Below are 25,778 nucleotides of genomic sequence, written 5' to 3' on the forward strand. Positions count from 1 at the left end.
ACAGCACAGCCCACTCGGCATCCGAAAGCTCATGACGACGCACCATGGCGGACATGATCCCTCATCACTTGATCAGCTTTGAAGACGACCCCTAGAGCAGGCGGATGTGGAAGCAGAGTACGGCGGCGACAAGGCGAGAATGGTGGAGCTCTCAGAAGACAGGGTCGAGCTCTTCCGGGCATACAAAGACAAAAAGCAGGCCATGCCCCTCAAACCGCTCACCCACGCCCAGCTGAGCACGGCAACTGGAACTGGCCCCGTAGATTTCGACGCCCTGCTTGACGCAGTACTTGAAGTGCCCTCCGGGCCACAAAATGCTTCGCGCTACCACAAGGCCATTGAATCGCTTTTCACTGCCTTGTTCTATCCGGCACTGACCCAGCCCGTAATAGAGCATCCTCTCGACGAAGGCAGGAAGCGGGTTGACATAACTTACACGAACCGAGACCGGCACGGATTCTTTGACTGGCTCACCCGACAGGGGCACCAGTGTTCATATGTATTCGTTGAGTGCAAGAACTACGGATCTGATCTGGGAAATCCCGAACTAGACCAGCTATGCGGGCGGTTCACCCCACTGCGAGGAAAGGTCGGGATAATCGCTTGCCGCTCATTCGCAGACAAGGAGCGCTTCTTGCTGCGCTGCCGCGACGTGGCATTGAACCGCCGTGAGTTCGTCCTGGTCCTCGACGACGACGACTTGGTCCTGCTGGTCGAGGAAGTTAAGAAATCTCTCGGACCTCGACGCGACCCTGACGGCGCGTTGATTCGCGACAGGCCGAAGCCCGGCGAGTTTCGTTTGCTCAATGAGCGGTTTCGCCGACTCGTCAGCTAGAGCCGCGCCTGTCCGTGCATACTCGCCGCATCCATTGCTGCCCTGGCGGTCACTGTCCAGAGCGTCGAGCCCCTCCCGACAGCGTATTGCGGCTGCAACCACAGCGGTGATTTCTCCAGGGAGCCTAGAAGTACGTGACCTGGACGATGTAGACCTGCTCGTGTCGTACGACGGTCAGGCACTCGAACAGGCCAGCGGGAGACATCAGCCGCCTTGCTCTTCTCTGCGGCGCCCGCGAGTGCGCACCGAGCGGACAGACCATCGGGACCTGCGCCCTCCTCGGGCCGTCCGGGCTCGGCGAGACCATATGCCCGATCCGGACATGCCGCTCAAGCTGAGCATGCTCCAGTTGCTGGACGCTATTTGTGATGGCGAGCCGCGGATCAGAGGCATCCGTCAGGAACTGCGTCCGTCCGACGCGGCCGCGCCGCTTACCGACGATCACGAGACCGGCTGGCGCCGGCTGTTCACAGTCGCAGTCCTCGCTTCCCTGTCAGTCGCACCGGACTGACCCTGCGGGCGACACACCTCGGCCACCATTGCGAGCGGCACCCGCCCCGGTCTCGCTGATCCCTCACAGGCGAGGGACCGCGGTAGTTGATCACGACCCGCGACACCTTCTCCAACCGGGGCGGCGCCGGCACGCCTCTGAGCAGGAGGATGCCGACCCCGTGTTCACTGCGCTGAAGTGAGGCTTTACCCAGCCGCCTGGTCGCGCCGGGCCCGTTCGACATCCTCCACGGCGGTGACGCCGCCAGTAGGTGGCGCACAGGCTGCATGCAGAATCGATTCTGCTAGGTTCCAGGTGGCTCGGCTCGCACGAGCTTTCACTCGCTACCGGGGGGGCAGACGGGATGGCGGTCGGGGGCGGCTGGAAGCCGCTAGAGGCGTTCTGGCCCGTGCAACGGCTGGTGCGGGACCGCCACCAGTTGGTCCGGAAAATCAGCGAGTGCTACTCCGCCGCACACCCGAAGGACAAAAAGCCGAGCCCCTCGGATGTCAGGTCCTGGCGTGAGAGCGTCTACGAGCTGGCGACCACGCTGGACAACCTCGGACGCGGCCAGGTGCGGATGTTCATCGAGTACCTCGCCGACGGCCAGATGAACCACATCGACGTCGTCCTCGCAGGACAGCATCCATCGGGACGGCTAAGCTACGCCGTCATCGAGCTAAAGCAGTGGGGCAGCGTCGAGCGTCCGACCGTGTCGAAGACGACCGGGCTTTGCGCCTCCTGCAGGGCGGAGGGGAACACCACGCTCTGCCGGCGCTGCGCCAGGGATCTGGTCTACGCTCCGTTCCCTGAGTACCAGAGGCACCTCAAGCATCCTGCGGTCCAGGTCGGCAACAACGTGGACGACCTGCGCAGGCACCACAGCATGTTCGACGACCGCTACGTCAACCTCGTGGGCGCGGCCTACCTGCACAACCTGATGGATCCAGAGCACCAGTGGATCAGCCAGGTATCCCCTCGCCCCGGGATCCCCACGTTCACCGCACGGCAGCCCGGGGACCTGGAGAAGTTCCTGACCGCGAACTTCAGCTCCGACTCTGGCGCGGAGGCCGCGCAGGAGTTGCTCGGACGTCGACGCTCGAGCAACCTCCTGACCGACGAGACCGGGGCGATCATCAACGGTCACACCCGGTTCAGTCTCATCGAGCACCAACTGCAGGCGGTCCGGGAGATCGCCGACGCCACCGCGGCCGTCGGGTCGCCGGGGGTGAAGAAGGCGTTCGTCGTCGAGGGACGGGCGGGCAGCGGCAAGTCGCTCGTCGCGCTCACCGCGCTGGGAGAGGCGCTGCAAGCCGGGCGCTCCGCCGCCTTCGTTTCCGGCGGCATCGCCTCCCGCGACACCTTCAAGCGGGCCGCCAAGGGGTACCAGAAGGTCTTCAGACCGCTGGTGCAGGTCGCCGACAAGTTCGGGCCCGACGAACTGGACCTCATCGTCTGCGACGAAGCTCACCGCCTCAGCGAGCGACCCATAACCGGCTCCTTCAGCATGCGGTCGACGGGACAGAGCTCGGTGGAGGTCGTCGTCACCCGTGCTCGCGTGCCGGTCTTCTTCATAGACGGAGATCAACGCCTCTTCGCGGAGGAGGTCTGGTCTCCGGAGAGGCTCAAGAGCGAACTCTGGAGCCTCGGTGTGGAGATCGTGCCGATCAACCTGGACCGGGTACTCCGAACTGTCGGCAGCTCGACCTACGACACCTGGGTCAGCCGGTTCATGGCCGGGGACCCCATAGCGTGGCGCCCGGACGGCGCCAACGATCCCGAACCTTTCGAGCTCTATTACGCCGAAAGTGCCGCCGAGATGGAGTCATTCCTCCAGGACAGGGACCCGGCGGGCGTGAGTGCCCGGATGAGCGCCGGAATGTGCTGGGGCTGGACCGACGACACCGGCACCTACCCCGACGTCAGCCCCGAACCCGACTGGGCACGCCCCTGGAACGCCGGCGACAACCACAGCACCCAGGGAATACCCAAGCGGAAGTTCTGGGCAACCGACCCCGGAGGCTTCGGGCAGATCGGGTGCGTGCACACGGCCCAGGGGCTCGAGTACGAATGGGGCGGCGTGATCATGGGCCCCGACCTCACGTGGGAGGACGGTGCCTGGGTCGCCCACCGCGAACACGTGAAGAGCAAGGCATCGCGCATCGAGGACGACACCGAACTCACCCGGGCGCTGTGCAGGGCCTACGGCGTGCTGATGACCCGTTCCATCCGTGGCCTGGTGCTCTACTCGGTCGACCCTGGCGTCAGAAAGCTCTTCGCCGACCTCGGCGTGCGAAAACTCTGATCCGCCGCCCTCTGTGTGCCGGGCCGATGGTTCGCCATGGGTCCTTGGCCAGGGCCGGATAGTGCCAGCAACGTCCCGCCGGACCCACTACTCGGTTGACGAGTTCACTGGCACCAGTGACAGGCCGCGTAGCCGCCCGGGTGACACGAGCCTCCGACGCTCAGACTCGGCGAAGCCCTGGAACGTCGCGGCCGCGAATCGGCTTGGTTCTCGGTAGGCTGCGGGCGGCGGCGTGACGTTGCGCCCGTCGAGCCCTTCTGGTCCGGAGGCCGGATCCCCAGCAGGGCCCAGATGGTCTCCAAGCGCTCCGCAGACCATGGGGGCGACAAAGCGAGCTGCTCCTCCACCCAGGCATCGATCAGCTCCTCCAAGTCACCGCCAAGTGTGCTCATGCGGCGACTCTACGAGATCATGTGTGCCTTCCGCATGATCGGGCCCGCGGATGCCTTGAAGCACTGGCGCGATGTCGTCCTAGCTGAGGATCACGGTCCAACACTGTTCTGGCCAAGAGGGTTCGGCTGGGAGTCGCCAGGGCATTCAGACGTCCCCGAGCCTGCCGCGAGCGAGGGCTCCCGAGATGCGTTGCTGCTGGCCGCCGGACAGCTCGGTCGGTCGGTGCTTGAGGCGGTCGGTCAGGCCGACGGTGGCAACCACCCTCTCCACCCATGCCTGGTCGGGCTTGCGGTCGGCGCTGTCCATCGGCAGCGTGATGTTCTCCAGCGCCGTCAGGGTGGCCAGCAGGTTGAACACCTGCACCTCTTCGTCGACCGACTGTTGCCTCAAAAGTCGTTAATCGGCAGACGAGTTGGCGCATGTAAGTCCATTCTGAGCGCATGACCTTGCCCATTGCCTCTCCGGCTACACCCGCGACGGCAAAGATCACCACAGTGACGCGGCGCGACATCTTTGACTATCTGCGCGGGACTGGCGCCCCGTGGTGGGGGCGACTCGACGACGAGACAGCGTTCCTGGAGCGGCTGTACAAGCTCGACGAGTTGCCGTCGACCGACAGCCGATTCGCCACTGCGCGCGGCGACATCGTCCAGCACCGGTTCAACAACGAGGACTGGGACGATGACTGGATCTTCATGGATGCGCGCCTCGGGCTCCGCTCCGGGCCGGACGAGGTACTGCTCGCCTTCCTCGTGGAGACCCTGCACCCGGAAGTGCTTTCCGACGTCGACCAAGCCTCTCGGCACGTCGATCAACTGAACCGCCTCTTGGAACCCGATGGCTGGGCACTTCGCGCTTACCAGTTCCTGTCAGGCCGGCCGATCTACTCACCGGTCCGGGTACAGGCCGCCGGCCCGCTGGTGTCGTTGCCCTTGAACGACGATGACGCGGGCAAGCTCGACCTCGTTCTCGGCCAGGTATACAGCCTCCTCGACTGCGACGGGCAGGAGACCGCCCGCGACCTCCTGCGCAAGGCCATGCTCACGTTGCGCCGCGACGGCAGCTTCTACCACCCCATGCCGGGCGACAACTGGACTGCCAGCACGTACGAAGCCGTCCTCACCGTCGACCGCCCACTCCTCCCCGCGTTCACGCCAGCGGTGGCCGAGGCGACCTGGCACCAATTGGGAGCAGTACTCGCACGGCTCGGACGCGAAGACGTGCAGTCGCTCGTGATCGAAGGCGATATGGGGCCGATGCCCTACATCCCACACGACTGGAGAGGCCGCGCGGTCACACCGGCTTCCCCCGTGATCCGCGGCGCCCGCATCAACTTCGCTTCCACCGACTTCAACGTTGTGCGCCGGGACTTCTCCGACCTTGAGATCCGCTCCGCTGCGGACGGCGGCTTCCGCTACCTCTACGACACTCGGGCGAACAGGCCGGTCACCGACTTCGTGCTCGACGACCGACCCCAAGTAGCGACGCTGTGCAACGTCACCATCATCAGGAAGGGCGATATCTACTCCCCCCGAATCAAGCTGTGGAAGAAGGACAAGAGCAAAGCCGAGAAGGCAGCGGCCATGGAGGTCATTCCCGGCACCGAGAGCACACAGCTCATCAAGGCGGTCGTCGACACCAGCGACGCCCACGAGAACTTCTGGAAGGTCATCAACTTCCTCCAGGAGTGCAGCGGGCTCTACACCCCGGGCAGTCGTGCCGGTCTGACTGTCAACGATGCCGATCAGCTCGCCGAAGTTCTGACCGGCCAGGACCGGACTATGCTCCTGCAAGCGCTCAAGACCGCCATCGGTGGTTCGCTCACCGAAGAAGACATCCGCCTCATCAGCAACCGCAAGATCCAGCTCCAGCGCTTCGACCGACTGCTGAACGACCCTGAATATTTTCAGGAGGAGAAGGACCGAACCGCCAAGTCCAGCGAAGCGCTCTGGCAGGACTACTTCGAAGGAAATTCCTGGATCTTCGGCTACGGTCTCAACCTCGTCGCCTGCGAGGCCCTTGATGACGGCAAGCTGGAACGCATCACCACCGGGGCCAACATCTTCACCGGAGCCGGCAAGCGGATCGACGCGATCATGCGCTCCAAAGGCTTCATCAGCAGCATGCTGTTCTGCGAGATCAAGACCCATGAGACGCCGCTGCTCGCCAAGACCCTCTACCGCACCCCGGACGTCTACCAGGTCTCGACGGAACTCGGAGGCGGAGTCGCGCAAGTGCAGAAGACCGTCCACAAAGCCCAACGGCTGATCTCCAAGGAACTGACCCGGCTCTACCAGGCTGACGGCACCCCGACCGGTACCGAACTCTCGACCACCAAACCCCGCCAGGTCCTCGTGATCGGCAGCCTGGCCGAATTCAAACACAAGGGCGAGGTCAACCCAGAAAAGCTCAGCTCCTTCGAACTCTACCGATCCTCCGTCCAAGGCATCGAGGTCATTACGTTCGACGAACTCTACGACCGAGCATGCTTCATCGTGGCGGACCAGTAGGACTCTGTCGCCCCTCGCGGCCAGGGAGGCCTCGCACTTCGGTAGCTCTCCGTAGGCCGCACAACGAGCAAGCGGCGCGACCTCTCATCACCACCCGACACTTTCCGGTGTCCCTCATCCGTTGAGGCCGCCGCGTGTGCACTGGTTGTGAAATGATCTTCCTCTAGAGTCATATTTCCGCAGGTCAGAGGCATGTTCGATCAGAGCTACGACCTCTGATCGGTGGCGGTCACCACGACGGCGCCACGTCGACCGGTTGGTCGGCGTGGCGCCGTCGTGGTGACCGCCACCCTTCCTTGCGGACGCCACGCGCCCGGGGGCTTGTGCACCGGAGGACGGGCCTACTCGGGGGTGAGGGCGAGGACGGCGAGGTCGTCGGCGAGGAGGCCGGCGAAGGTGTGGACGTCCTGGGCGAGGAAGGAGACGACGCGGTCGGGGGTGGCGGGGCCGAGGGCGGCGAGGCGGGTGGTGAGGGGGTAGAAGGTGCCGGCGGCGTCGCGGGCTTCGCTGACGCCGTCGGTGTAGAGGAGGAGGGTGTGGCCTGGGGGGAGGGCGACGGCGGTGGGTTGGCGGGCGTCGGCGGGGCCGAGGTGGGCGAGGCCGAGGGGGAGTTCGTCGGCGCAGGAGACCGGGGAGATGGTGCCGTCGGCGAGGAGCAGCGGGGTGGTGTGGCCGCGGTTGACGATCTCCACGCAGTCGGAACCGGGCCGGTACTGGAGCAGGACGGCGGTGGCGAACAGTTCGTCGTCGCCGCGGTCGGCGGCGTCGCGCAGGACGGCGCGGTCCAGCTGGTCGGCGAGGTCGACCAGGTCCGGGGTGTCGTGCGCGGCCGCGCGGAAGGCGCCGAGCACGTCGGCGACCGTACGGACGGCGCCGAGGCCCTTGCCGCGGACGTCGCCGAGCAGGACGCGCACGCCGTAGCGGGTGTCGCAGACCTCGTACAGGTCCCCGCCGACGAGCACCTCGGCCTGGGCGGGGCGGTAGAGGCCGGCGACCCGCAGGCCCCCGGCGCGGTCGGGGACGGGGCGCAGGACGGTGCGCTGGAGGGTTTCGGCGACGGTACGGGCCTGGAGCAGGGTGCGGTTCTGGCGGGTGCGTTGCCAGGCCAGGGCGGTGCCCATCACGCCGGAGAGCAGGGTGGCGATGTAGACCCAGACGTGGTGCTGCTCGTCGACGTGGCCGGCGCGCAGGGCGAGCAGGATCTGCAGGGCCAGGGCGCCGCCGGTGGTGGCGGCGGTGAGCACCGGGCCGTAGCTGAACGCGGCGACCACGGGCAGGGCGGTGAGCAGGAAGCCCGCGGCGACGGCGTCGGGGACGAGGGCCTCGGCGGCCAGGTCGAGCACCAGCAGCAGCACCGGCAGCCAGAGCACCCAGCGGGGCGTCGGGGGCTGCTCGACCGCGGGGTACGGCGGGCGGGACGCTGCGGGCACGGTGGGACCTCCTGGCCGACCGGTCCGGCCGATGCAGGCGGATTGACCGGTTCGTCCCTCCATGCTCCCCCAGGTTCGGCGCTGCCACGAACGGCCGAGCGCCCGGGGGAACAGGGAGGGAACAGGGAGGGGGCAAAACGGGGGGCAGGGAGGGACGGGCGGTCAGCGGACGGTCACCGGCAGCGTCTCGTAGCCGCGCAGGATCAGCCGGTCCCGCCGCAGGGCCACGCCGCCGGGGGCGAGCCGGGGGAAGCGGTCGAGCAGGGCCGGCACCGCGATCTCGGCCTCCATCCGGGCCAGCTGCGAGCCCAGGCAGTAGTGCGTCCCGCCGCCGAAGCTGAGCGGCTGGCTGTCGGTGCGGGCCGGGTCGAAGACCTCCGGGCGCTCGTAGCGGGCCGGGTCGTGGTTGGCCGAGCCGATCAGCAGGGTCAGCATGGAGCCGAGCGGGACGGGCAGGCCCTCGACGGCGAGGTCTTCGGCGAGGGCGATCCGGGCGGTGGCCTGCACCGGGGAGTCGAAGCGCAGCACCTCGTCGGTGAAGCCGGCCGGGGTGAGGGCGCCGCTGCGCAGCCCGTCCGCGACCTCGGGGTGGCGGAAGAGGAGGGCGAGGCCGTTGCCGAGCAGGTTGGTGGTGGTCTCGAAGCCGGCGACCAGCAGCAGCACCAGGTTGGCGAGCAGTTCCTCGACGGACAGCCGGTCGTCGTCCGCGGCGGCGATCCGGGCGAGGTCGGTCACCAGGTCGTCCCGGGGGTCGGCGGCGCGCTCGCCGGTGAGCTCCAGGAAGTAGCGGGACAGCTCGACGGCCGCCTTGTCGGCCTCACCCAGGTCGTCCAGCGACTGGAACATCTCCAGGGCGACGGTGAGGTCGGAGGCCAGGCCCCGGAAGCGGTAGCGGTCCCGCTCGGGGACGCCGAGCAGCTCGCAGACCACGCCGACCGGCAGCCGGAAGGCGAAGGCGTCCATGAAGTCCACGGGCGAGCCGTCGGCGCCCTGCTCGGCCATCTCGTCCAGCAGCCGCCCGACCGCCGCCTCCACGGCCGGGCGCAGCTCGGCGACGCGGCGGGCGGTGAAGACCGAGGCGATCAGCGAGCGGACCCGGGGCTGGTCGGGGGCGTTGCGCTGGAGGATCGAGCGGCCGAACAGGACGAGCGACTCGTGCTGCGCGTACTGGGCGTCGAACCCGACCATCATGTCGCCGGTGACCATGCCGAAGGCGGGGGTGCGCAGCACCTTGTTGACGGCCGCGTAGCCCGTCACCAGGTACGCCCCCTCCCCCGCCGGCACCACCGGGCCCAGCCCGCGCGCCCGCGCGTACAGCGGGTACGGGTCGGTCCTCCCCTCCGTGGTCATCATCCGTTCGACGATCGCCGCGCCGTCCATCCCGTGCTCCCCTCCGAGTTCTCACGTCACCGGTTCGTGAACACCCGGAGGCCACCGGGGAGTTCCCGGACGAGACGGCGGTTACGGGCCCGGGGGGCGGCGGGTCGGTAGGGTTGACGGCATGGAGATCTGGATCAACCCCCGGTGCGGAAAGTGCCGTACGGCGCTCAAGGAGCTGGACGCGGCCGGGATGAAGTACACCGTCCGGCGCTACCTGGAGGACCCGCCGAGCGCCGACGAGCTGGAGGAGGTGCTGGAGCGCCTGGGCCTGGAGCCCTGGGACATCACCCGCCTCGACGAGCCGGCCGCCAAGGAGATGGAGATGAAGCAGTGGACCAGGGAGCCCGCCGACCGGGCCCGCTGGATCGCCGCGATGGCGGAGCACCCGGCGCTGATCCAGCGGCCGATCATCACCGCGGACGACGGCCACGCCGTGATCGCCCGGACCCCCGAGGTCCTGAAGTCCGTCCTGCCGTAGGGCGTGTCTGACAATTCGCAGTGCGGGGCACCGGCGGTCGGGCGGCCGTCGGTGCCCGGTGCCACACTGACCGGGTGACGACCACGAGCACCACGTACATCGCGTTCCTGCGGGCCATCAACGTCGGCGGCCGGACGGTGAGGATGGAGCGGCTGCGGGCGCTCTTCACCGAGCTGGGGCTCGGCGGCGTCCGCTCGTACATCCAGACCGGCAACGTCTTCTTCACCACCGACGAGCCGGACCGCGCCGCGCTGACCGCCCGGATCGAGGCGCATCTGGAGGCCGGGCTCGGCTACCCGGTGCCGGTGCTGCTGCGCACGGTCGACGAGGTGGCCGACCTGCTGGCCGCCGAGCCGTTCCGGGGCGTGGAGGTGACGCCGGACGTGCGGCTGGTGATCGCCTTCCTCTCCGAGCCGCTGCCCGCGGACCTCCCCGTGCCGCGCCGCTCGCCGAAGGGCGACGTCGAGGTGGTCGGCGCCGACGCGGGGGCCGCGTACGTCGTCGTGCACCTCCAGGACGGCAAGTGGGTCACCAAGGAGCTCTTCGACAAGTCGTACAAGGGGGCCGTCACCTCGCGGTTCCTGCACACCACGGAGAAGATCCTCGCCGCCGCGCGCAAGGGGTGACCGAGGAACCGGGCGGCCCGGCGCGGCGTCTGTCGCTCAGTGACGTACACCCCCGGCGCCGGCCCGCGGCGCTACCCGCTCCCCGCACACCGCGCTCCCCGCCCTCTCCGCACACCGTGCTCCCCGCCCTCCCCGCACACCGCGCTCTCTGGACACCCCGATCAGGCCGAGCGGACAATCGGGCCATGACGTCTCCTGAGTCCCACACCGGCCGCCTGCGGCCGTCCGACGCCGAACGGGACCAGGCCATCGACGCGTTGAAGGACGGCGCGGGCAGCGGGCGGCTCTCCCACGACACCTTCCTCGGCCGGATGGACCTCGCCCTGCGCGCCGAGAGCCGGGGCGAACTGGAGGCCGTCCTCGCCGGCCTGCCCACCGGCGGCCCGGTGGAGCGCGCCGTCCTGCGGACGGTCGGCCGGGTCTCCGCCTTCGGCGGCCGCCTGAACCGGGCCTGGCGCACCGAGCGGCTGCCCGGACTGGCCCTGCCGCAGGCGGGCGCCGGGCAGTTGACGATCGGCCGCATCCCGGGCTCGGCGCTGCGGCTGCACCACCCCTCCGTCTCCCGCCACCACGCCGAGCTGCGGCAGGAGAACGCCGGCTGGGTGCTGTACGACCTGGGCTCCACCAACGGCACGTACGTCAACGGCCGCCGGATCGCGGGGGCCGTGCTCGTACGGCCGGGCGATCAGGTGCGCTTCGGCGACCTGGAGTTCCGCCTCGCCGCGAGCTGAGCACCGGGCGGTCAGTGGGGGAACTGGCGGCGCGGGCGCTGCGCGGGCAGCTCCTCCCGGAACTCCTCGATGACGGTGGCGATCTGGCGTGTCAGCACCGTGCGCTCCAGCCGGTCCAGGTACAGGTTCCGGGCGGCCAGCGCCTCGACGGTGACGCCGAAGTAGAGCGTCATCAGGGGGTTGATGAAGAGCTGCTCCCCCTTCGTCCGCTCGGTGAAGCGCACGTCGCCGAACTCGCCGCGCAGCGCGGCCGCGACCGAGCCGTTGACGATGCTGGGGTGTTCGGGGAACGCGGCCCTGGCATGCTCGACGGCGTCCAGGTAGAGCGCGCCCTCGCGGCTGTCGCGCGGAACGGAGAAGGCGCCCAGGTAGCCGCCGGAGCGGTCGAGGGCGGCGAGGTTCTCGAGCACCAGGGAGTGGTTGACGCCGTGGTGGGCGTCGATGCCGAACCCCAGGCAGGCGACCAGCCGTTCGGGCACCTCGGGCAGCCCGGCGACGGCGGCGAGACTGGCCATGTCCTCCTCGGGGGTGCCGAGGCCCATCTCGTCGCCGCGCATCAGGATGTCGGTGCCGCCGTCCACCAGCAGCAGCGCGTCCACCCCGCCCAGGTGGTCGAGCAGCCGACGGTACGCCTCGCGCAGTGGCTGCACGCCGGTGGCCGGGAAGGCCCACACCGTGTCGGGCATGCCGTGCAGGTGCAGCCAGCGGGCGAGGGTGCGCTCGGGGAAGTACCCCTCGGGGGCGGGGGTTTCGGGCCCGATCCGGGCCAGGTCGGGCTCCTGCCAGACCTCGCCGGGCAGGCCGTAGAGGTGGGTGAAGGAGAGGTTGGCGAGGTGGACCTCCTTGCCGGCGGCGCGCAGCGCCAGTGCGATCGGCAGGCCGGCGTACACGTCGAAACCTCCGCCGGCCCCGGCGATCAGGACGCGGTCGGCGGCCAGCAGCCGGGTGAGCAGCGGAGGTTGCAGCAGCGAGGTCACCCGGCGGACGGTAGCACCGCCGGGTCTCGTACGGTGTCAGGGGTCAGCGGTTGACGTGCAGTTCGGCGAAATGGTCCTCCTTGTCGGACTTGCGCAGGGTGACCTTGACGCCGCCGACGAATGCCTCCTTGCCCTTGTCGACGGTAGGACGCGTACGTCCGGGGGCCATCGGCCCGGGGCGGTACGTATTCCCTGGCCCGGCCCGGAGCCGTACGGGGGTCGTGACCCCGAGGTGCGTGGGTCCGATCCCCTAGGGGGACAAGGGAGTTGACGATCGGACACCGGCTCGGCGCATATGCCGGGGGCCTGTGCCACGCGCGTAGAAGAGCGGCCCGCGAAAAGGCCCTCGGTCAGTCCGTGGCCGGGCCCGGGAAGCCGAACAGGTCGGACGGGAGGTCGGTCGGGAGGCCGGGACGGCCGGGGCGGCCGGGCTCCTCCGGGAGGTCGGAGGCCACCGGGGAGCCCCACAGCCGCGCGGTGCAGCGCTGGTACGTCGCCCGCCAGTGCGACCAGTTGCGCGCCACGTCGTCGTCGCACTCGGCCAGCAGCAGCTCGACCCGCGCCTCGTCCACGCCCTCCAGCAGCCAGGCCAGCGCGTCCGGGGTGCCCGGCCCCTCCGCCGTGGAGAGCAGGTCCAGCAGCTCGCCGAGGCTCCCGACGCGCGAGCCCTCGCTGAAGACGTTCTCCATCCGGGGCAGCAACTGCCGCTCCTCGATGCGCAGGTGGGTCTCCAGGCGGGCGGCCAGGTCCTCCATGGCGTACGCGACGGGCCAGGCGCTGCCGGTGTCCCGGGTGGCGATCCGCACGAGGGTGGTGACCCGGGTGAAGGAGTGATCCAGCCCGTGGTGGTCGTCCTCCAGCCAGTTGAGCAGCAGTCTCAGCTCCGGCGCGAAGCGGCGCACGATCGGCCAGATCCGGGTGTCCTGCTGCTCGTGGTGGCAGGTGAGCATCGCGGTCATGAAGTTCCAGTGCCGCAGCAGGGCCTCGCCCTGGTCCTCCTCGCCGGGCTGGAGCAGCCGCAGGGCGTTGGGCAGACGGGCGAGGTCGCGGCGCAGCGCGGCGTGCACCAGTCGCAGCCCGGCGAACCGGAAGGTGACCGGTTCCTCGTCGGCCTCGTGCCCGTACGCGGTCACGGCCCGGGCGTCGGCCCCGGACTGCGCCTGCTCGGGCACGGACGGGGACGGCTGGGGCAGCAGGTGGATCGGCATGGGACTCTCTTCACGACTGGCGGGCGGATGGTCGTCGGCCGGGTGAGGCGGCCCCATCCAAGGTGCTCGAAGTCGATCAGAAGGGAATCAATGTCCGATTGACGCGCAGGTCACGGGCCCTTTCGCGTACTCCGACAAGGACCTCGGCGCCGGATGCGCGAAGACCCGCGGCACCGGGGTGCCACGGGTCTTCGAGGGTGACTCCAGGGAACGGCGGGGGGGGATCAGTCCGAGGCCGGCCCCGCCAGGTTCGCGGTCAGCCAGACCAGCGTGTCCGGGATCATCTTCTTGAAGTCCGAGGTGAGGTGCTTGCCGCCCGGCTGCTCGTAGTAGGTGATGCTCACCGGGGCGACGGCCTTCTTCACCCAGTTCGTGACGATGTTCTTCTCGTACCCGTTGGCGCCGCCCGCGGTGACGTACATCTTCACGTCGGCCTTGCCCTGGGTGACCAGGATGTCGGGGTTGTTGGCCGCCTTCTCTGCGTCGTGGCCCTTCCAGAACCCGGAGTCCGGGATGAAGTAGCCGTCGATCGGCACCGCGGCCTTGTAGACGTCCGGGTACTGCAGGGCGAGCTTCGCGCTGCAGAAGCCGCCGGTGGAGGCGCCCATCACGCCCCAGCCGTCGCGGCCCTTCACGGTGCGGAAGTTGGCGCGGACGAAGTCGGGGATGTCCTGGGCCATCCACGTGGCCATCTTCTCGTGGCCCGGGATGTCGGAGCAGTCCAGCGCGTTCTTCTCGTCGCTGGTGAAGTTCTGCACCGGCATGATCATGATGAACGGATGGGCCTTGCCCTCCTTGACCAGCTTCTCGTTCTCCTCCTGGATCGGCAGCTGGTTGTCGGTCCAGGTGTTGTAGCCGTTGCTCTGGCCGCCGGCGAAGAGGGTCAGCACGGGGAAGCCGCTCTTGGCGTACTTGGGGTCGTTGTACTCGGGCGGCAGCCAGACCCAGACCTGGCCGGTGACGCCGGACTTCGCCCCGGTGACCTTGGTCAGGAAGATCGGGCCGGCGCCGGTGTCCCGGACCTTGCCGAGGTTCGCGGCGGGGCCGGTCGGCATCAGCACCTTCCCGCCGCCGGCCGGGGCCGCGGTGGTGGTGCCGGTCGGGGCGCCCGGGGCGGTCGTGGCGCCGGCGTCGCCGGCCGGGGTGGTGGCCGCCGGGGTGCCGTCCGCCTTGGCGCTGTCCCCCTTGTTACCGCCGTCGGAACCGCCGCAGGCCGCGAGCGCGGCGGCCAGGACGAGCGTGACGGCGCCGGTCAGGACGGCACGGGAACGGGACGACTGGCTAAGCACGGTGAGGACTCTCCGACCGATGTCACACCCGGTCCGGCTGACCGGGTGGTGGCCCCCCGGTGGGGCCGGACAGGCTCGGGGGCGCGGCGCTGGTGCGGCCCCGGAGCGACGGCGCGCCGTCCCTCCTGGGGGCGAACCTTCCTGCGATCTTATGACGTGGGTCGGGGTGGCCCGGTTGCGAGGTGGCCACCGTGAATCCAATGTTTGTTCGCGATCGGGTAAAACCCTTCACCGATGCCCCCCACCCGGCGGGGCCGGGCGGGGGCCGGACGGCGGGGGTGCGCCGGCCGCGAGCGGAGGCTCAGCGGGTCACGGTCGGGTCGGAGCCGGGTCAGAGCCGGGTCAGAGCCGGGTCAGAGCCGGTTCGGGGCCGGGTCGGGGCCGGGTCACGGCCGCCAGGTGTCACCGAGCGTGACCGTCCCGGTGGCGGGGACGGTCGCCGTGCGGTTGGCCCCCGACTCCCAGGTGACCGCGCCGCTCGCGTCCTTGCGCACGTACTTGTACTGGAAGGACGTGCCGGCGGGCAGCGAGAGCGTCAACGACCAGACCGGGTACCCGGCGGAGGACATCGGCAGCGCCTTGGCCGGGTCCCAGCCGCCGAGCGCGGCGGCGTCGCCGACCACGTAGACGTTCTGGCCGAGCGAGGTGGTGGCGTTGACGTTGAACGAGGCGCCGGAGACGCTCGCCGCGGCGGCCTGGACGTACAGAGCGACGGCGTCGCCCGCACCGACCGTCGCGGTGAACCGCCCGTCGGCCCCGACCTGGTACGTCGGCCCGGTGCAGCCGCCACCCGCCTGCGGGTCGCCGTGCTGGACGTCACAGTACGTCCCGGCCGGCAGACCGGTCTGGAAGGTCTGGGTGATCGCGCCCGTCTCGTGGTTGATCGCGACGTAGCCCTTGCCACCGCGCCCGAAGGCGATCGCGTTGTTGCCGTTGGACCACCAGTTGGTCACCCCGGTGCCCGCGACGGCGTTGCGGAAGCCGACCATGTTGGCGACCTGCCGCCAGGCGTGGGTGCAGTTCCAGCCGTCCTGGTAGCAGGCGTTCACGGTGCCGCCGAGCGGCGGGCCGTCGTCCTTGTTGGTGAAGCTGTAGCCCGAGTAGATGTTGGGCGAGCCGTAGGTGGAGGCCAGCAGGAAGACGTTGGCCAGCGTGTAGGTGTTGCCGTAGGTGTAGTTGAGGGTGGAGCCGTTGCGCTCGGTGTCCCAGTTGTCGAGGAAGCTGCGGGCCTGGTTGCCCGGCAGGTAGCCCCAGGAGGCGCCCCAGGTGCTGAGGTTCGCCAGCTTGTCGGTGGTGAAGATCCGCTTGAGGTCGGTGCCGACGCGGAACTCGTCCACGTCCCCGGTGCCGGTGTACTCGGAGGGCTGGATCGGCTCGCCGGCGCCGTAGATGACCTCCTGGACCCAGTAGGCGCTGGGGTTGGCCGTCCTGGCCTTGATCGCGGCGAGGTCGGAGGCGGCTATGTGCTTGGCGGCGTCGATGCGGTAGCCGTCGACGCCGAGGCCGGCGAGGTCGTCCAGGTAGTGCGCGATGGTGGTCTGGACGTACGCGCTGCCGGTGTCCAGGTCGGCGAGGTTCACCAGCTCGCAGGTCTGCACGTTGGTGCGGTCCTGGTAGTTGCTGATCGCCTGCCGGCAGGAGTGGAAGTCCTGGTCCTGGTAGTAGCCGGGGTAGGTGTACTTGCTGTAGACCGTGCCGCCGGTGCCCGTGCCGGAGCCGGCCGACATGTGGTTGACCACCGCGTCGGCGATCACCTTGACCCCCGCCGCGTGGCAGGTGTCGACCATGTTCTTGAAGGACGTACGGTCGCCGAGCCGTCCGGCGATCTTGTAGCTCACGGGCTGGTAGGAGGTCCACCACTGCGGGCCCTGGATGTGCTCCTGCGGCGGGGAGACCTCGACGAAGCCGTAGCCCTTGGGGCCGAGGGTGGAGGTGCACGCCTGGGCGACGGAGTCGAAGCGCCACTCGAAGAGGGTGGCGGTGACGTCCTTGCCGTTGTTCGCCGGAGGGGCGGCCTGGGCGGGGGTGGGGGCGCCGAGCGAGGTGCCGAGCGAGAGTGCGAGAGCCGCGGAAGCGGCGAGCGCGCCGGCCCTGCGGGCAGGCCGGCGCGTGGGGGCGGTGGTGACCACGTCGTCTCCATGGGGGGTGGCTGGGGGGTGGGGCAGCCGGGGAACTGCAGGAAGTTTCTGTAACTTGCTGGAAACTTGCAGAGAACGTAGGGCCGGGGACGAAGTGGGGTCAAGAGGTAGGACAGTAACGTTTCCGCAGGCGGGAGACGGTTCGCCCACGACGGACGGCAACGGCAAGGGCCCGGCGGCCGTAGCCGCCGGGCCCCTCACCTGTCCTTCCGGTTCACCGGTGCGTCACCCAGTGCGTCACCGGTGCGCGTCAGCCGTCATACGGCCTCAGCTGGTCTGGATCGCGGTGTCGTCGATGACGAAGCTGGTCTGGAGCGACCCGTCCTCGACGCCGTTGAACTTCAGGGTGACCGTCTGGCCCGCGTAGGACGAGAGGTCGAAGGTGCGCTGCTGGTAGCCCGCGGCCGCGTCGACGTTGGAGTACGTCTTGAGGGCGGTGCCGTTGACGGAGACCGTCAGCTTGTCGTACGCCGTGGAACCCGTCTCGGCGGTGTCGATGTGCAGCCAGAAGCTCAGCGTCGCCTTGCAGCCGGTCGGGATGGTCACCGTCTGCGACAGGGTGTCGGTGTGGGTGGTGCCGTAGCCGTTCAGCCACGACTTCCAGGAGCCGCTGTGCGCCGCCTGGGAGGAGCTGTTGTCGACGACGCCGGAGCTGGCCGTCCACGGCGAGGCCGTGCCCGTCTCGAAGCCCGCGTTGCCGAGCAGCTGCGCCGGGGTGCAGTTGCCGCCGCCGGTCGGGGTGACCGTCCAGGAGAAGCTGGTCGTCCCGCTCTTGGCGGCCGAGTCCTTCACCGTGATGGTCACGTTGGAGGTGCCCGTGGTGGTCGGGGTGCCGGTGATCGCGCCGGTGCTGGCGTTGATCGCCAGGCCGGCCGGCAGGCCCGTGGCGGAGTAGGACAGCGGGGCGGTGCCGCCGCTGGCCTTGATCGCCAGGTTGACGGCGGTGCCGACGACGGTGGACTGGCTGCCCGGGTTGGTGACGGTGACGCCGCCCGGGTTGGGCAGCGAGCCGACGTTCACGGCGGCCCAGGCGGTGGCGACCGCGTTGTACTCGGCGCTGTTGGCGCCGTACAGGTCGGTGGCCGCGTCCAGGGTCGCGGTGCGGGCGGCGGCGTAGTCGGTGGTGGAGGTCATGTGCGCGGTCAGCGCCTTGTACCAGACCTGCGCCGCCTTGTCCCGGCCGATGCCGGAGACGGTGATGTTGTTGGCCGTCGGGCTGTTGTAGCTGACGCCGTTGATCACCTTGGCGCCGCTGCCCTCGGCCAGCAGGTAGAAGAAGTGGTTGGCGACACCGGACGAGTAGTGGACGTCCAGGTTGCCGACGCCCGAGTACCAGGAGTCGGCCGAGCCGCCGTCCTTGGAGGGCTTGTCCATGTAGCGCAGCGGCGTGCCGTTGCCGTTGATGTTGATGAGCTCGCCGATGAGGTAGTCCGGGTTGTCGGCGGGCAGGTTCGCGTAGAACTCGACCATCGTGCCCATGATGTCCGAGGTGGCCTCGTTGAGGCCACCGGACTCGCCCGAGTAGTTCAGGTTGGCGGTGGCCGCGGTGACGCCGTGGGTCATCTCGTGGCCGGAGACGTCGAGTTCGGTGAGCGGGTGGGTGTCGCCCGAGCCGTCGCCGTAGGTCATGCAGAAGCAGCCGTCGTCCCAGAACGCGTTGACGTAGCCGGTGTCGTAGTGGACGCGGCTCATGGCGCCGACGCCGTCGTTGCGGATGCCGTTGCGGCCGAAGGTGTTCTTGTAGAAGTCCCAGGTGGCGGCGGCGCCGTACTGGGCGTCCACGGCGGCCGACTCGCGGTTGCTGGCCTGGCCGTTGCCCCAGGTGTCGGAGGACTTGGCGAACAGGGTGCCGTTGCCGGTCGTCCCGTTGCTCATGTCGGTGGTGTACTGCCCACCGCGGGTGCCGTCCTTGAGCTGGTACTGCGAGCCGCTCTGGGTGGTGGTCAGCGGGACGTTGCCGACGAAGACGCCGTTGCCGGAGCCGCGCTTGATGCCTTCCGTCTTGCTCAGCACCGCACCGGTCTTGGCGTCGGTGACGATGTGCAGCGCGCTCGGGGTGCCGTCCGACTCCTTGCCGCTGACGACGGTCTCGTAGGCGAGCGTCGGGGTGCCGGAGGCGGCCCAGACGACCAGGCGCGGGGCGGCCTGGACGGCGCCCTGCTCGGCGGCCAGCGCGGCCTCCTGGGCCTTGGGCGCGCTCAGGGCGGGGGTGGTGTCCACGCCGGCGAGGTTGGCCTCGCTGGCCTTGGTCACGTTCTTGGTGGCGCCGGAGGGGTCCAGGTGGACGATCAGGTCGCCGCCGAGGACCGGCAGTCCGGCGTACGTGCGCTCGTAGCGCAGGTGGCGGGCACCGTTGGCGTCCTGGACGACGTCCTTGGTGACGAGCTTCTCCTGGCCGCTCAGCCCGAGCGCCTGGGCGAACCCGGCGGACTGCTGGGTCGCGGAGGAGATCAGCGCGGCCCGGCTGACCTGCTGGTTGGCGACGGCGGCCGGGGCGTCCGGGGTGGCGGCCTGCGCGATGACCGGTATGCCGGTGACCAGCAGCGCGGTGGTGGCGGCCAGGACGACCGCCGCCTTCCGGGCGTGGGCGTAACGTGACATGCGGACTCCTTTTCCGACCGGTGCCGGTTCGCACACGGTGGAGAGACGCTGGGCCGCGGGGTTGCGGCGCAGTGGGGGCCCCCGCCGGGGTACACGGCGGAGGTGCGGAAGTGCGGTGGCGCGGTGGGAATGCGGCGTTACGGACGAGCTGCAGGGTCGGTCGCGCTGCACCTGAACTGGAGCGGCTGCTCCGGGAGGTGGGGCCCCCACGTCTGCAGCCGGACGAATCGTGGCAGTAAACGGCGCGTCAATGACAGATGCATGCCACTGATTGGCCGGTTCATTACCGAAACCGTATGCACGACTGTTCATCAGTTGTGTTACGGCGGGACTGGCTTGTGAACACGGTTTTCATGCCCCCCGAGAAGTTCGATCACCGCCGAAAGTCACTGACCAGCGCTCAGGGGTGTGGTTCGTACCGCTGGGTAGGGCGGACTTACCGGCGGGCGCGGCACTGCCGTGCCGCAGCCGTGCCACGGCCGTGCCACCGGCGATTTCCGGCCACCGGGTGGCGAGAACGCTACGGGCCCCGCACCGCCTGAACGGCGGTGCGGGGCCCGGGGGTTGCGATCGTGGGCGATCGACCCTGCGTGAGCCGGAAGAGCGGGCCTACCTCTGGACGAACACCGCCACCGTCCGGCCCGGCACGGTGAACGTCCCGGTCGCGGCGTCGAAGGCGGCCGTCTTCACCACCGCGTCCGCCCCGCCCGCCTGGACGGGGTGCAGCGCCTGCTCCGTCCCCCGCAGGGCCGGGAGCGCCTGGGTCTGCGCGGTGGGCGTGGCGTTGAAGACCACGGTGACGCCCTTCTCCGCGCCCGGCAGGCCCGTGCCGTCCAGGTGCAGGGTGATGACCCCGGGCGTCTCCCCGGGCGTGCCGGAGAGCGGGTAGGACAGCCGCCGCTGGACGTCGGACAGGGTGGGCAGGGCGAACAGCGGCGAGGACTGCTTGATGCGCAGGAACTCCCGGTACTGCGCGCCCGTGGCCCGGATGTCGGCCGCGCTCACGGTCAACTTCGGGTCCCCCAGGAGGAGTCGGGCGGCGGGCCACATCTCCTGGTTGTCCTTCGCCATGGGCAGTCCGCGGCCCCAGCCGTTCCCCTGCGACGGGTCCCAGTGGATGGAGTTGAACCAGTCGCCGGAGTCGTAGGCGTTGGAGTCCAGGGACTTGGAGCGCAGCAGGTCGCTACCGGCCTGGGCGAAGCCCACGCCCTGGGTGAGGGCGGTCAGCGACAGCCCGAGCGCCTGCATCCGGGCCCGGTCGGCGGGCGCGGTGGCCTTCGGCAGCTTGTACGCGAGCGCGTCGAACAGGTCGGTGTTGTCGTGGGCGTCCACGTACTCCACCGACTCCCCCGGCCTGGCCGCGTACCCGGTCGGGGAGCCGTTGTAGTCGACCTGGGCGCCGGTGACGGCCCGGCCCGAGCTGTCGGTGAAGGAGTACCCGGCCAGGTTGCCCGTCAGCCCGACCTTCACCTGGTCCATCTGGTGCAGCAGCCGGGCCTTCTGCTCCTCGGGGGTGCCGTTGGCCGGCGAGCCGTTGGGGTCGGTGAACAGGCCGGAGGAGAAGCCCTGCTGCGGCGCGGAGTTCAGCATGAAGTTGCCGCCGCGGGCGGCGTCGCGCAGCCGGTCGTCGAAGGTGGCGATGCCGGTGCCGGCCAGGTTGAGCTGGGTGGCCTGTTCGAAGCGGGCGTTGTTCGCGACGACGCCGAAGTTCCAGCCCTCGCCGTACAGGAGGACGTTCTTGCCGTCGACGCCGTCCGAGGCCGGGGTCATCCGGCGCAGCGCGGACTGCACGTCGAGCATGGTGGACTTCGGGTCGATGCCCATCAGGTCGAAGCGGAAGCCGTCGACCTGGTACTCCCGGGCCCACAGCGACACGGAGTCGACCACCAGCCGGTTCATCATGGCGTGCTCGGGCGCGGTGTCGGCGCAGCAACTGTCCGTCGTCACCTTGCCGTTGGCGTCCAGGCGGTGGTAGTAGCCGGGCACCACCCGGTCCAGCACCGAGTGGTCGGCCTGGCCGGCGGCGGCGGTGTGGTTGTAGACCACGTCCAGCACCACGCGCAGCCCGGCCGCGTGGATCGCCTGCACCATCCGCCGGAACTGCACCGTACGGGCCGTACCGTTGGGGTCGGTGGCGTAGGAGCCCTCCGGCACGTTGTAGTGCAGCGGGTCGTAGCCCCAGTTGTACGCGTCCTCGGCGGCGACGGCCGCCACGCACTCCTGCTGCTTGGGGCCGTCCGGGGGAAGGGACTTGAGGTCGCAGGCGGGCAGCTTCTGCTCCGCCCGGTTCTCCCGGACGGTGGCGAGGTCGAAGGTCGGCAGCAGGTGGATCGTGGTCACCCCGGCCTGGGCGAGTTCGCGCAGATGCCGCATGCCGGCCGATTCGGACTCGGTGAAGGCCAGGTAGGTGCCGCGTTCGGCCGCCGGGACGGTGGAGTCCTCCACCGAGAAGTCCCGGACGTGCAGTTCCTGGATCTGCTGCTTCCCCTGCGGAACGGCCGGCGGGCGGGGCTGGTCGTCCCAGCCGGCGGGCTTGAGCTCCTTGGCGTCCAGGTCGGCGACCAGGCTGCGCCGGGAGTCGGTGGAGAGGGCGACGGAGTACGGGTCGGTGACGGTGTTGACGACCGTCTGCTGCACCGAGGGCGCCCAGACCTTGACCTGGTAGAGGTAGTACTTGCCGTCCAACTCGCGCCTGTCACGGACGAGTTCCCAGACGCCGGTCTCCTCGTCCTGCTTCAGCGGCAGGGTCTTCGGGCTGCCGCCGGTGGCGGAGTCGAAGACCTGGACGGAGACCTGCTGCGCGGTCGGCGCCCAGAGCGAGAGCGCCACCTTGCCGTCGTAGTAGGCCGGGCCGAAATCCACCTTTCCGGTGCGACGGGCGTACAGGTCGTCCAGCACGCCGGGGATCTGCACGCCGGTGGCGGCCAGCGCGGCGCCGTTCGGGAGGTGCTCGGTGAAGAGCAGCTGGCCGCGCAGCGCGGCCGGGACGCGGGCGGTGTCCCTGGCGTCGAGGGTGAAGGCCCGGTAGCCGGACAGGTGCGGGTACGCGGCCTTCTGGGCGTCGGTGAGTCCGCCGGGCACGGGGCTGAGCCGCAGCCAGTGGCCGGGCTTGGTCAGCACGCCCTTGTCGGCGCGGATGCCGCCCTCGGGGTCGTAGACCAGCTGCGCGCTCGCGCCGCCGGCCAGGGCCGCGTCGGTGGCGCCGTAGCCGGGCGGGACGACGACCGTACGGGCGTCGATCCACTGGGCCTTGGCGGTGGAGAGGTCCACCTGGGAGGCGGAGCCCGGGTTCTGCGGCAGCAGGTAGCCCTCGCGGCCGCCGAGGATCCACACCTCCCGCCCGTCGGCGGTCAGGTTCAGGGACTGATCGGCGGGCAGGTCCTTCTCGTCGCCGCGGTGCAGGATGTAGCTGAGGCTGCTCGCTCCGGGGGCCAGCGGCACCTCGAAGACGGCGCCGAAGGCGTCGCGGCGCACCGGCGTCAGCGGCTTTCCCCAGTCGGTGGGGGTGGCGGCGCCGGTCCAGTCGTGCAGGCCCCAGCCGTCGTAGTCGCCGTCCTCCCGGTGGTAGTGGAGGACGGCGGTGTCGGCGGGCTGAGTGTTGGGCGGGCCCGGGTTCGCGGTGCGGACGGTGGGGTCGCCCTGCTTGAGCCACACCTCGCCGCCGGCGCCGACGTCGACGTGGCGGTCGGCGTCCACGTCCTTGACGCCGTTCCTCTCCACGATGAAGCCGAGGTCCGAGGCGCCCGGCTTGAGCTTCACGTACGCGAAGGCGCCGTACGCGTCCCGGCCGGTGAACGGGTGCCCGGCGGGCCACTGGGTGCCCTCGCCGTCGGCGAGGTCGCCCCAGGCGTAGAGGTTCCAGCCGTCGTAGTCGCCGTCGGCGCGGTTGTAGTGGACGACGGCGTACGGGCGGGAGCCGGCGGTGGGCACGGGCTTGGGGGCCGGGGCGCCGGTGGTGAAGCTCGCGGTGGCGGAGCGCAGGTGGCCCGCGGCGTCCTGGACGACGGCCTTGTAGCGCACCACCGTGCCGGGGGCCGTGGCGCCCAGGTCCTGGGTGACGGCGTACTTCCCGTTGTCGGCGGTGCCCAGGGTCTGCCAGGGCCCGTCGCCGATCTGCGCGGCGAAGCTCACCCGGTTGAAGCCGCCGTCCGCCTTGGCCCCGACGGTGACCAGCCCGGTGGAGCCGTCCGCGGGCGGCTGCACCGACAGCTGCGGGGCGGCGTCACCGGAGGCCACCTTGCCGTCCGCCTTGAACACCACGGAGGACAGCGCCGGGACGGTCACCGTCACCCTGTGGTCGCCGCCGGAGGTCAGGGCGGTCGCGGAGGTCAGGGTGGTCGCGGAAGTCGGGGCGGTCGCGGAAGTCGGGGCGGAGCCCGCCGAGGGGTAGATCCGGTCGAAGCCCATCCCCGCCGAGAAGGTGTCCAGGGTGACGGTCTTCGCCTCGGCCGCGTTGTTCACGGCCACCAGGTACTCGACCTGCTGCCCGGCGTCGATCCGGGAGAAGGCGTACACGCCCGCGCCGTCGGCGGCGTACCGCTCGATCTGCGCGCCGTCGGCCAGCGCCGGGTTGTCCCGCCGCAGCTTCGCCAGCGAGGCGAGGCCCTGGTAGAGCCCGCCGCCCTGCCCGTACCGGTCGGCCGGTCCGGAGGGGCCGCCGAGGACGCGGTCGGCGTTGTAGGAGGCGGTCCGCGAGGCGAACATGTCCTGCCGGGCGTCCTTGTCGCCGCCCGCGCCGGTGAAGCCCTGCTCGTCGCCGTAGTAGACGACGGGCTGGCCCCGGGTGAGGAACTGCAGCTCGCTGCCGAGCCGGTCCTTGCTCAGCAGGGTGGCCTCGTCGGCGCCCGGGTTGTCGGCGAGCAGGAAGGAGCCGAAGCGGCCCATGTCGTGGTTGCCGAGGAAGGTGGGCAGCTCGTAGGCGTCGGTGTCGGCGCTGGTGTAGCGGTAGTCCTGGGCGTACACGTCGGCGAGGGCCTTGGCGGTGCCGCCCTGGGAGACGTACGAGCGGGCCGCGCCCTGGAAGGGGAAGTCCAGGGTGGCCTGGAGCCTGCCCTTGGTGACGTAGGGCGAGGTGACGGCCGGGTCGCCGGAGTAGACCTCGCCGAACATGAAGAACTTCCGGTTGCCCTGCTTGGCGGCGAACTCCTTGAGCGCGGGCGCCCACTGCTGCCAGAAGGCCAGGTTGACGTGCTTGACGGTGTCGATGCGGAAGCCGTCCACCCCGGCGTCCTTCACCCACTGCTGGTAGACCTTCTCGAAGCCCTTCACCACCCGGGGGTTCTGGGTGTCGAGGTCGTCCAGCCCGCTGAAGTCGCCCTCGGTGGCGGACTCGCCGACGAAGGTGGAGTCCCCCCGGTTGTGGTAGAGCGCCGGGTCGTTGAGCCAGTCCGGGCTCTTGGCCTTGGCGTCGGCCGGGGTACGGAACACCGGGGTGTAGGGGAAGGAGTCCTTGGTCAGGTTCGGCCAGGGGGCACGCGCGTCGGCGACGGCCGTCTCGTCGACGGGGTTCCCGTCCGCGTCGAGCGTCGGGTAGGCGCCCGTGGAGCGGTAGGCGTGCTGCTGCTCGGCGTCGTCGAGGACGTCGGCGGTGTGGTTGGTGATGACGTCGAAGAAGACCTTGAGGCCGCGCGCGTGCGCCTTGGCTATCAGCTCCTTGAGCTGCTCGTTGGTCCCGAAGTGCGGGTCGACCTGGGTGAAGTCGGTGATCCAGTACCCGTGGTAGCCGGCCGAGGCCTGGTCCCCCGCGCCCTGGACGGGCTTGTTCTTGAAGATCGGCGCCATCCAGATCGCCGTGGTGCCCAGGTTCTGGATGTAGTCGAGCTTCTGGATCAGCCCGGCGAGGTCGCCGCCGTGGTAGAAGCCCTTGTCGGCGGGGTCGAGGCCGTTCTCCAGCCGTCCGCCGGTGATGCCGCCGGTGTCGTTGCCGGTGTCGCCGTTTGCGAACCGGTCGGGCAGGACGAAGTAGAACTGCTCGCGGGTGAGGTCGTGGCGCCCGGCGGTGGCCGCGAGCGCGGCGTCGGAGGGCGGGGCGGGCGGGGCGGCGGCCAGGGCGGCGGGGGCGCCGCCGAGGCTCGCGGCGGTGAGGGCGGCGGACAGGGCGGCGGCGAGCAGCGCGGCCGTACGGCCGGATCTGCGGCGGGGGGTGCGCGGGGTGCTCCGCGGGATGCTCCACGGGGTGCTCCGCGGAGGGCGGAGCGGCGAATCGGCCACTGAGGGCTCCCTAGGGGGAGGGGCGGTCGGGTTGCCAGGAAGCTAGCGGCCTGCAATATGTTTCAGCAAGATGCAGAAACGGTTTCCTCCCGGGAAAATACGGGCCGACAGCGGCCCCGCGGCGGTCAGGGCCACCCCGATTACGCGCCCGGAGCGCTCCGCGTGACAATGGGACGT

The 25,778-nt window shown here is 70.0% G+C and carries 16 protein-coding genes and 1 pseudogene; 7 read left to right on the plus strand and 10 right to left on the minus strand.

Translation table 11 applies throughout. From position 1 onward, the window contains the following. The first annotated feature begins 106 nt into the window (after positions 1-106). From ACIBCA_RS24035 to ACIBCA_RS24045, 3 genes are all read left to right on the plus strand, one after another. Positions 107-835, plus strand: a complete 729-nt coding sequence (locus ACIBCA_RS24035) for a hypothetical protein (protein ID WP_396285026.1) — start codon at positions 107-109, stop codon at positions 833-835. Between the two features lie 322 nt (positions 836-1,157). Next, the gene (locus tag ACIBCA_RS24040; RefSeq protein ID WP_396285027.1) at positions 1,158-1,346 is read left to right on the plus strand and encodes a hypothetical protein; all 189 of its coding nucleotides are present in this window, start codon (positions 1,158-1,160) and stop codon (positions 1,344-1,346) included. A 343-nt stretch (positions 1,347-1,689) separates the two neighbouring features. Beyond that, positions 1,690-3,630, plus strand: coding sequence for a DNA/RNA helicase domain-containing protein (locus ACIBCA_RS24045; protein ID WP_396285028.1), 1,941 nt, complete (start codon positions 1,690-1,692; stop codon positions 3,628-3,630). Positions 3,631-4,191: 561 nt separating this feature from the next. On the opposite strand, the pseudogene ACIBCA_RS24050 reads toward ACIBCA_RS24045, so the two are convergent. Further along, positions 4,192-4,383, minus strand: a pseudogene (locus ACIBCA_RS24050) (ATP-binding cassette domain-containing protein); the annotation flags it as partial. Between the two features lie 80 nt (positions 4,384-4,463). On the opposite strand from ACIBCA_RS24050, the gene ACIBCA_RS24055 reads away from it, so the two are divergent. Continuing rightward, positions 4,464-6,533: a Shedu anti-phage system protein SduA domain-containing protein gene (locus ACIBCA_RS24055; RefSeq protein ID WP_396285029.1), complete on the plus strand. Its 2,070-nt coding sequence runs from the start codon at positions 4,464-4,466 to the stop codon at positions 6,531-6,533. Positions 6,534-6,874: 341 nt separating this feature from the next. On the opposite strand, the gene ACIBCA_RS24060 is transcribed toward ACIBCA_RS24055, so the two are convergent. Both ACIBCA_RS24060 and ACIBCA_RS24065 read right to left on the minus strand, forming a co-directional pair. Next, positions 6,875-7,963: a PP2C family protein-serine/threonine phosphatase gene (locus ACIBCA_RS24060; RefSeq protein ID WP_396285030.1), complete on the minus strand. Its 1,089-nt coding sequence runs from the start codon at positions 7,961-7,963 to the stop codon at positions 6,875-6,877. Positions 7,964-8,125: 162 nt separating this feature from the next. Then, positions 8,126-9,343 carry a cytochrome P450 gene (locus ACIBCA_RS24065; RefSeq protein WP_396285031.1) on the minus strand — a complete coding sequence of 406 codons (1,218 nt, stop codon included), beginning with the start codon at positions 9,341-9,343 and terminating at the stop codon, positions 8,126-8,128. A 121-nt stretch (positions 9,344-9,464) separates the two neighbouring features. Between ACIBCA_RS24065 and ACIBCA_RS24070 the strand changes: the two genes are divergently transcribed. From ACIBCA_RS24070 to ACIBCA_RS24080, 3 genes are all read left to right on the plus strand, one after another. After that, positions 9,465-9,821 (plus strand): arsenate reductase family protein, encoded by a 357-nt coding sequence (locus ACIBCA_RS24070; protein WP_396285032.1) that lies wholly within the window; start codon positions 9,465-9,467, stop codon positions 9,819-9,821. 74 nt (positions 9,822-9,895) lie between these two features. Continuing rightward, positions 9,896-10,447 carry a DUF1697 domain-containing protein gene (locus ACIBCA_RS24075; protein WP_396285033.1) on the plus strand — a complete coding sequence of 184 codons (552 nt, stop codon included), beginning with the start codon at positions 9,896-9,898 and terminating at the stop codon, positions 10,445-10,447. Between the two features lie 185 nt (positions 10,448-10,632). After that, positions 10,633-11,178: an FHA domain-containing protein gene (locus ACIBCA_RS24080; RefSeq protein WP_396285034.1), complete on the plus strand. Its 546-nt coding sequence runs from the start codon at positions 10,633-10,635 to the stop codon at positions 11,176-11,178. 11 nt (positions 11,179-11,189) lie between these two features. Here the strand turns inward: ACIBCA_RS24080 and ACIBCA_RS24085 are convergent, their stop codons facing one another. The 7 genes from ACIBCA_RS24085 to pulA all read right to left on the minus strand — a co-directional run bounded on the left by ACIBCA_RS24085 (position 11,190) and on the right by pulA (position 25,601). Continuing rightward, positions 11,190-12,155, minus strand: a complete 966-nt coding sequence (locus tag ACIBCA_RS24085) for a DUF1152 domain-containing protein (RefSeq protein ID WP_396285035.1) — start codon at positions 12,153-12,155, stop codon at positions 11,190-11,192. Between the two features lie 43 nt (positions 12,156-12,198). Beyond that, positions 12,199-12,324 (minus strand): hypothetical protein, encoded by a 126-nt coding sequence (locus tag ACIBCA_RS24090; protein ID WP_396285036.1) that lies wholly within the window; start codon positions 12,322-12,324, stop codon positions 12,199-12,201. 181 nt (positions 12,325-12,505) lie between these two features. Beyond that, complete coding sequence (locus ACIBCA_RS24095) at positions 12,506-13,363, minus strand: hemerythrin domain-containing protein (RefSeq protein ID WP_396285037.1); 858 nt, start codon at positions 13,361-13,363, stop codon at positions 12,506-12,508. A gap of 224 nt (positions 13,364-13,587) precedes the next feature. Then, positions 13,588-14,652: an alpha/beta hydrolase gene (locus tag ACIBCA_RS24100; RefSeq protein WP_396285038.1), complete on the minus strand. Its 1,065-nt coding sequence runs from the start codon at positions 14,650-14,652 to the stop codon at positions 13,588-13,590. A 386-nt stretch (positions 14,653-15,038) separates the two neighbouring features. Continuing rightward, entirely contained in the window at positions 15,039-16,781 is a 1,743-nt protein-coding gene (locus tag ACIBCA_RS24105) for a carbohydrate-binding module family 20 domain-containing protein (RefSeq protein ID WP_396285039.1), read from the minus strand. Between the two features lie 276 nt (positions 16,782-17,057). Continuing rightward, positions 17,058-19,391, minus strand: a complete 2,334-nt coding sequence (locus tag ACIBCA_RS24110) for a M4 family metallopeptidase (protein ID WP_396285040.1) — start codon at positions 19,389-19,391, stop codon at positions 17,058-17,060. A gap of 609 nt (positions 19,392-20,000) precedes the next feature. Further along, complete coding sequence (gene pulA / locus ACIBCA_RS24115) at positions 20,001-25,601, minus strand: pullulanase-type alpha-1,6-glucosidase (protein WP_396285042.1); 5,601 nt, start codon at positions 25,599-25,601, stop codon at positions 20,001-20,003. Positions 25,602-25,778 lie beyond the last annotated feature (177 nt).

It is taken from the genome of Kitasatospora sp. NPDC051170, assembly GCF_044455705.1.
GTDB lineage: Bacteria > Actinomycetota > Actinomycetes > Streptomycetales > Streptomycetaceae > Kitasatospora.

Coding starts and splice junctions, on each gene's coding strand:
- ACIBCA_RS24040 (WP_396285027.1), top strand. CDS start 1,158: ATGCCGCTCAAGCTGAGCATGCTCCAGTTGCTGGACGCTATTTGTGAT.
- ACIBCA_RS24045 (WP_396285028.1), top strand. CDS start 1,690: ATGGCGGTCGGGGGCGGCTGGAAGCCGCTAGAGGCGTTCTGGCCCGTG.
- ACIBCA_RS24055 (WP_396285029.1), top strand. CDS start 4,464: ATGACCTTGCCCATTGCCTCTCCGGCTACACCCGCGACGGCAAAGATC.
- ACIBCA_RS24065 (WP_396285031.1), bottom strand. CDS start 9,343: ATGGACGGCGCGGCGATCGTCGAACGGATGATGACCACGGAGGGGAGG.
- ACIBCA_RS24070 (WP_396285032.1), top strand. CDS start 9,465: ATGGAGATCTGGATCAACCCCCGGTGCGGAAAGTGCCGTACGGCGCTC.
- ACIBCA_RS24080 (WP_396285034.1), top strand. CDS start 10,633: ATGACGTCTCCTGAGTCCCACACCGGCCGCCTGCGGCCGTCCGACGCC.
- ACIBCA_RS24090 (WP_396285036.1), bottom strand. CDS start 12,324: ATGGCCCCCGGACGTACGCGTCCTACCGTCGACAAGGGCAAGGAGGCA.
- ACIBCA_RS24095 (WP_396285037.1), bottom strand. CDS start 13,363: ATGCCGATCCACCTGCTGCCCCAGCCGTCCCCGTCCGTGCCCGAGCAG.
- ACIBCA_RS24110 (WP_396285040.1), bottom strand. CDS start 19,391: ATGTCACGTTACGCCCACGCCCGGAAGGCGGCGGTCGTCCTGGCCGCC.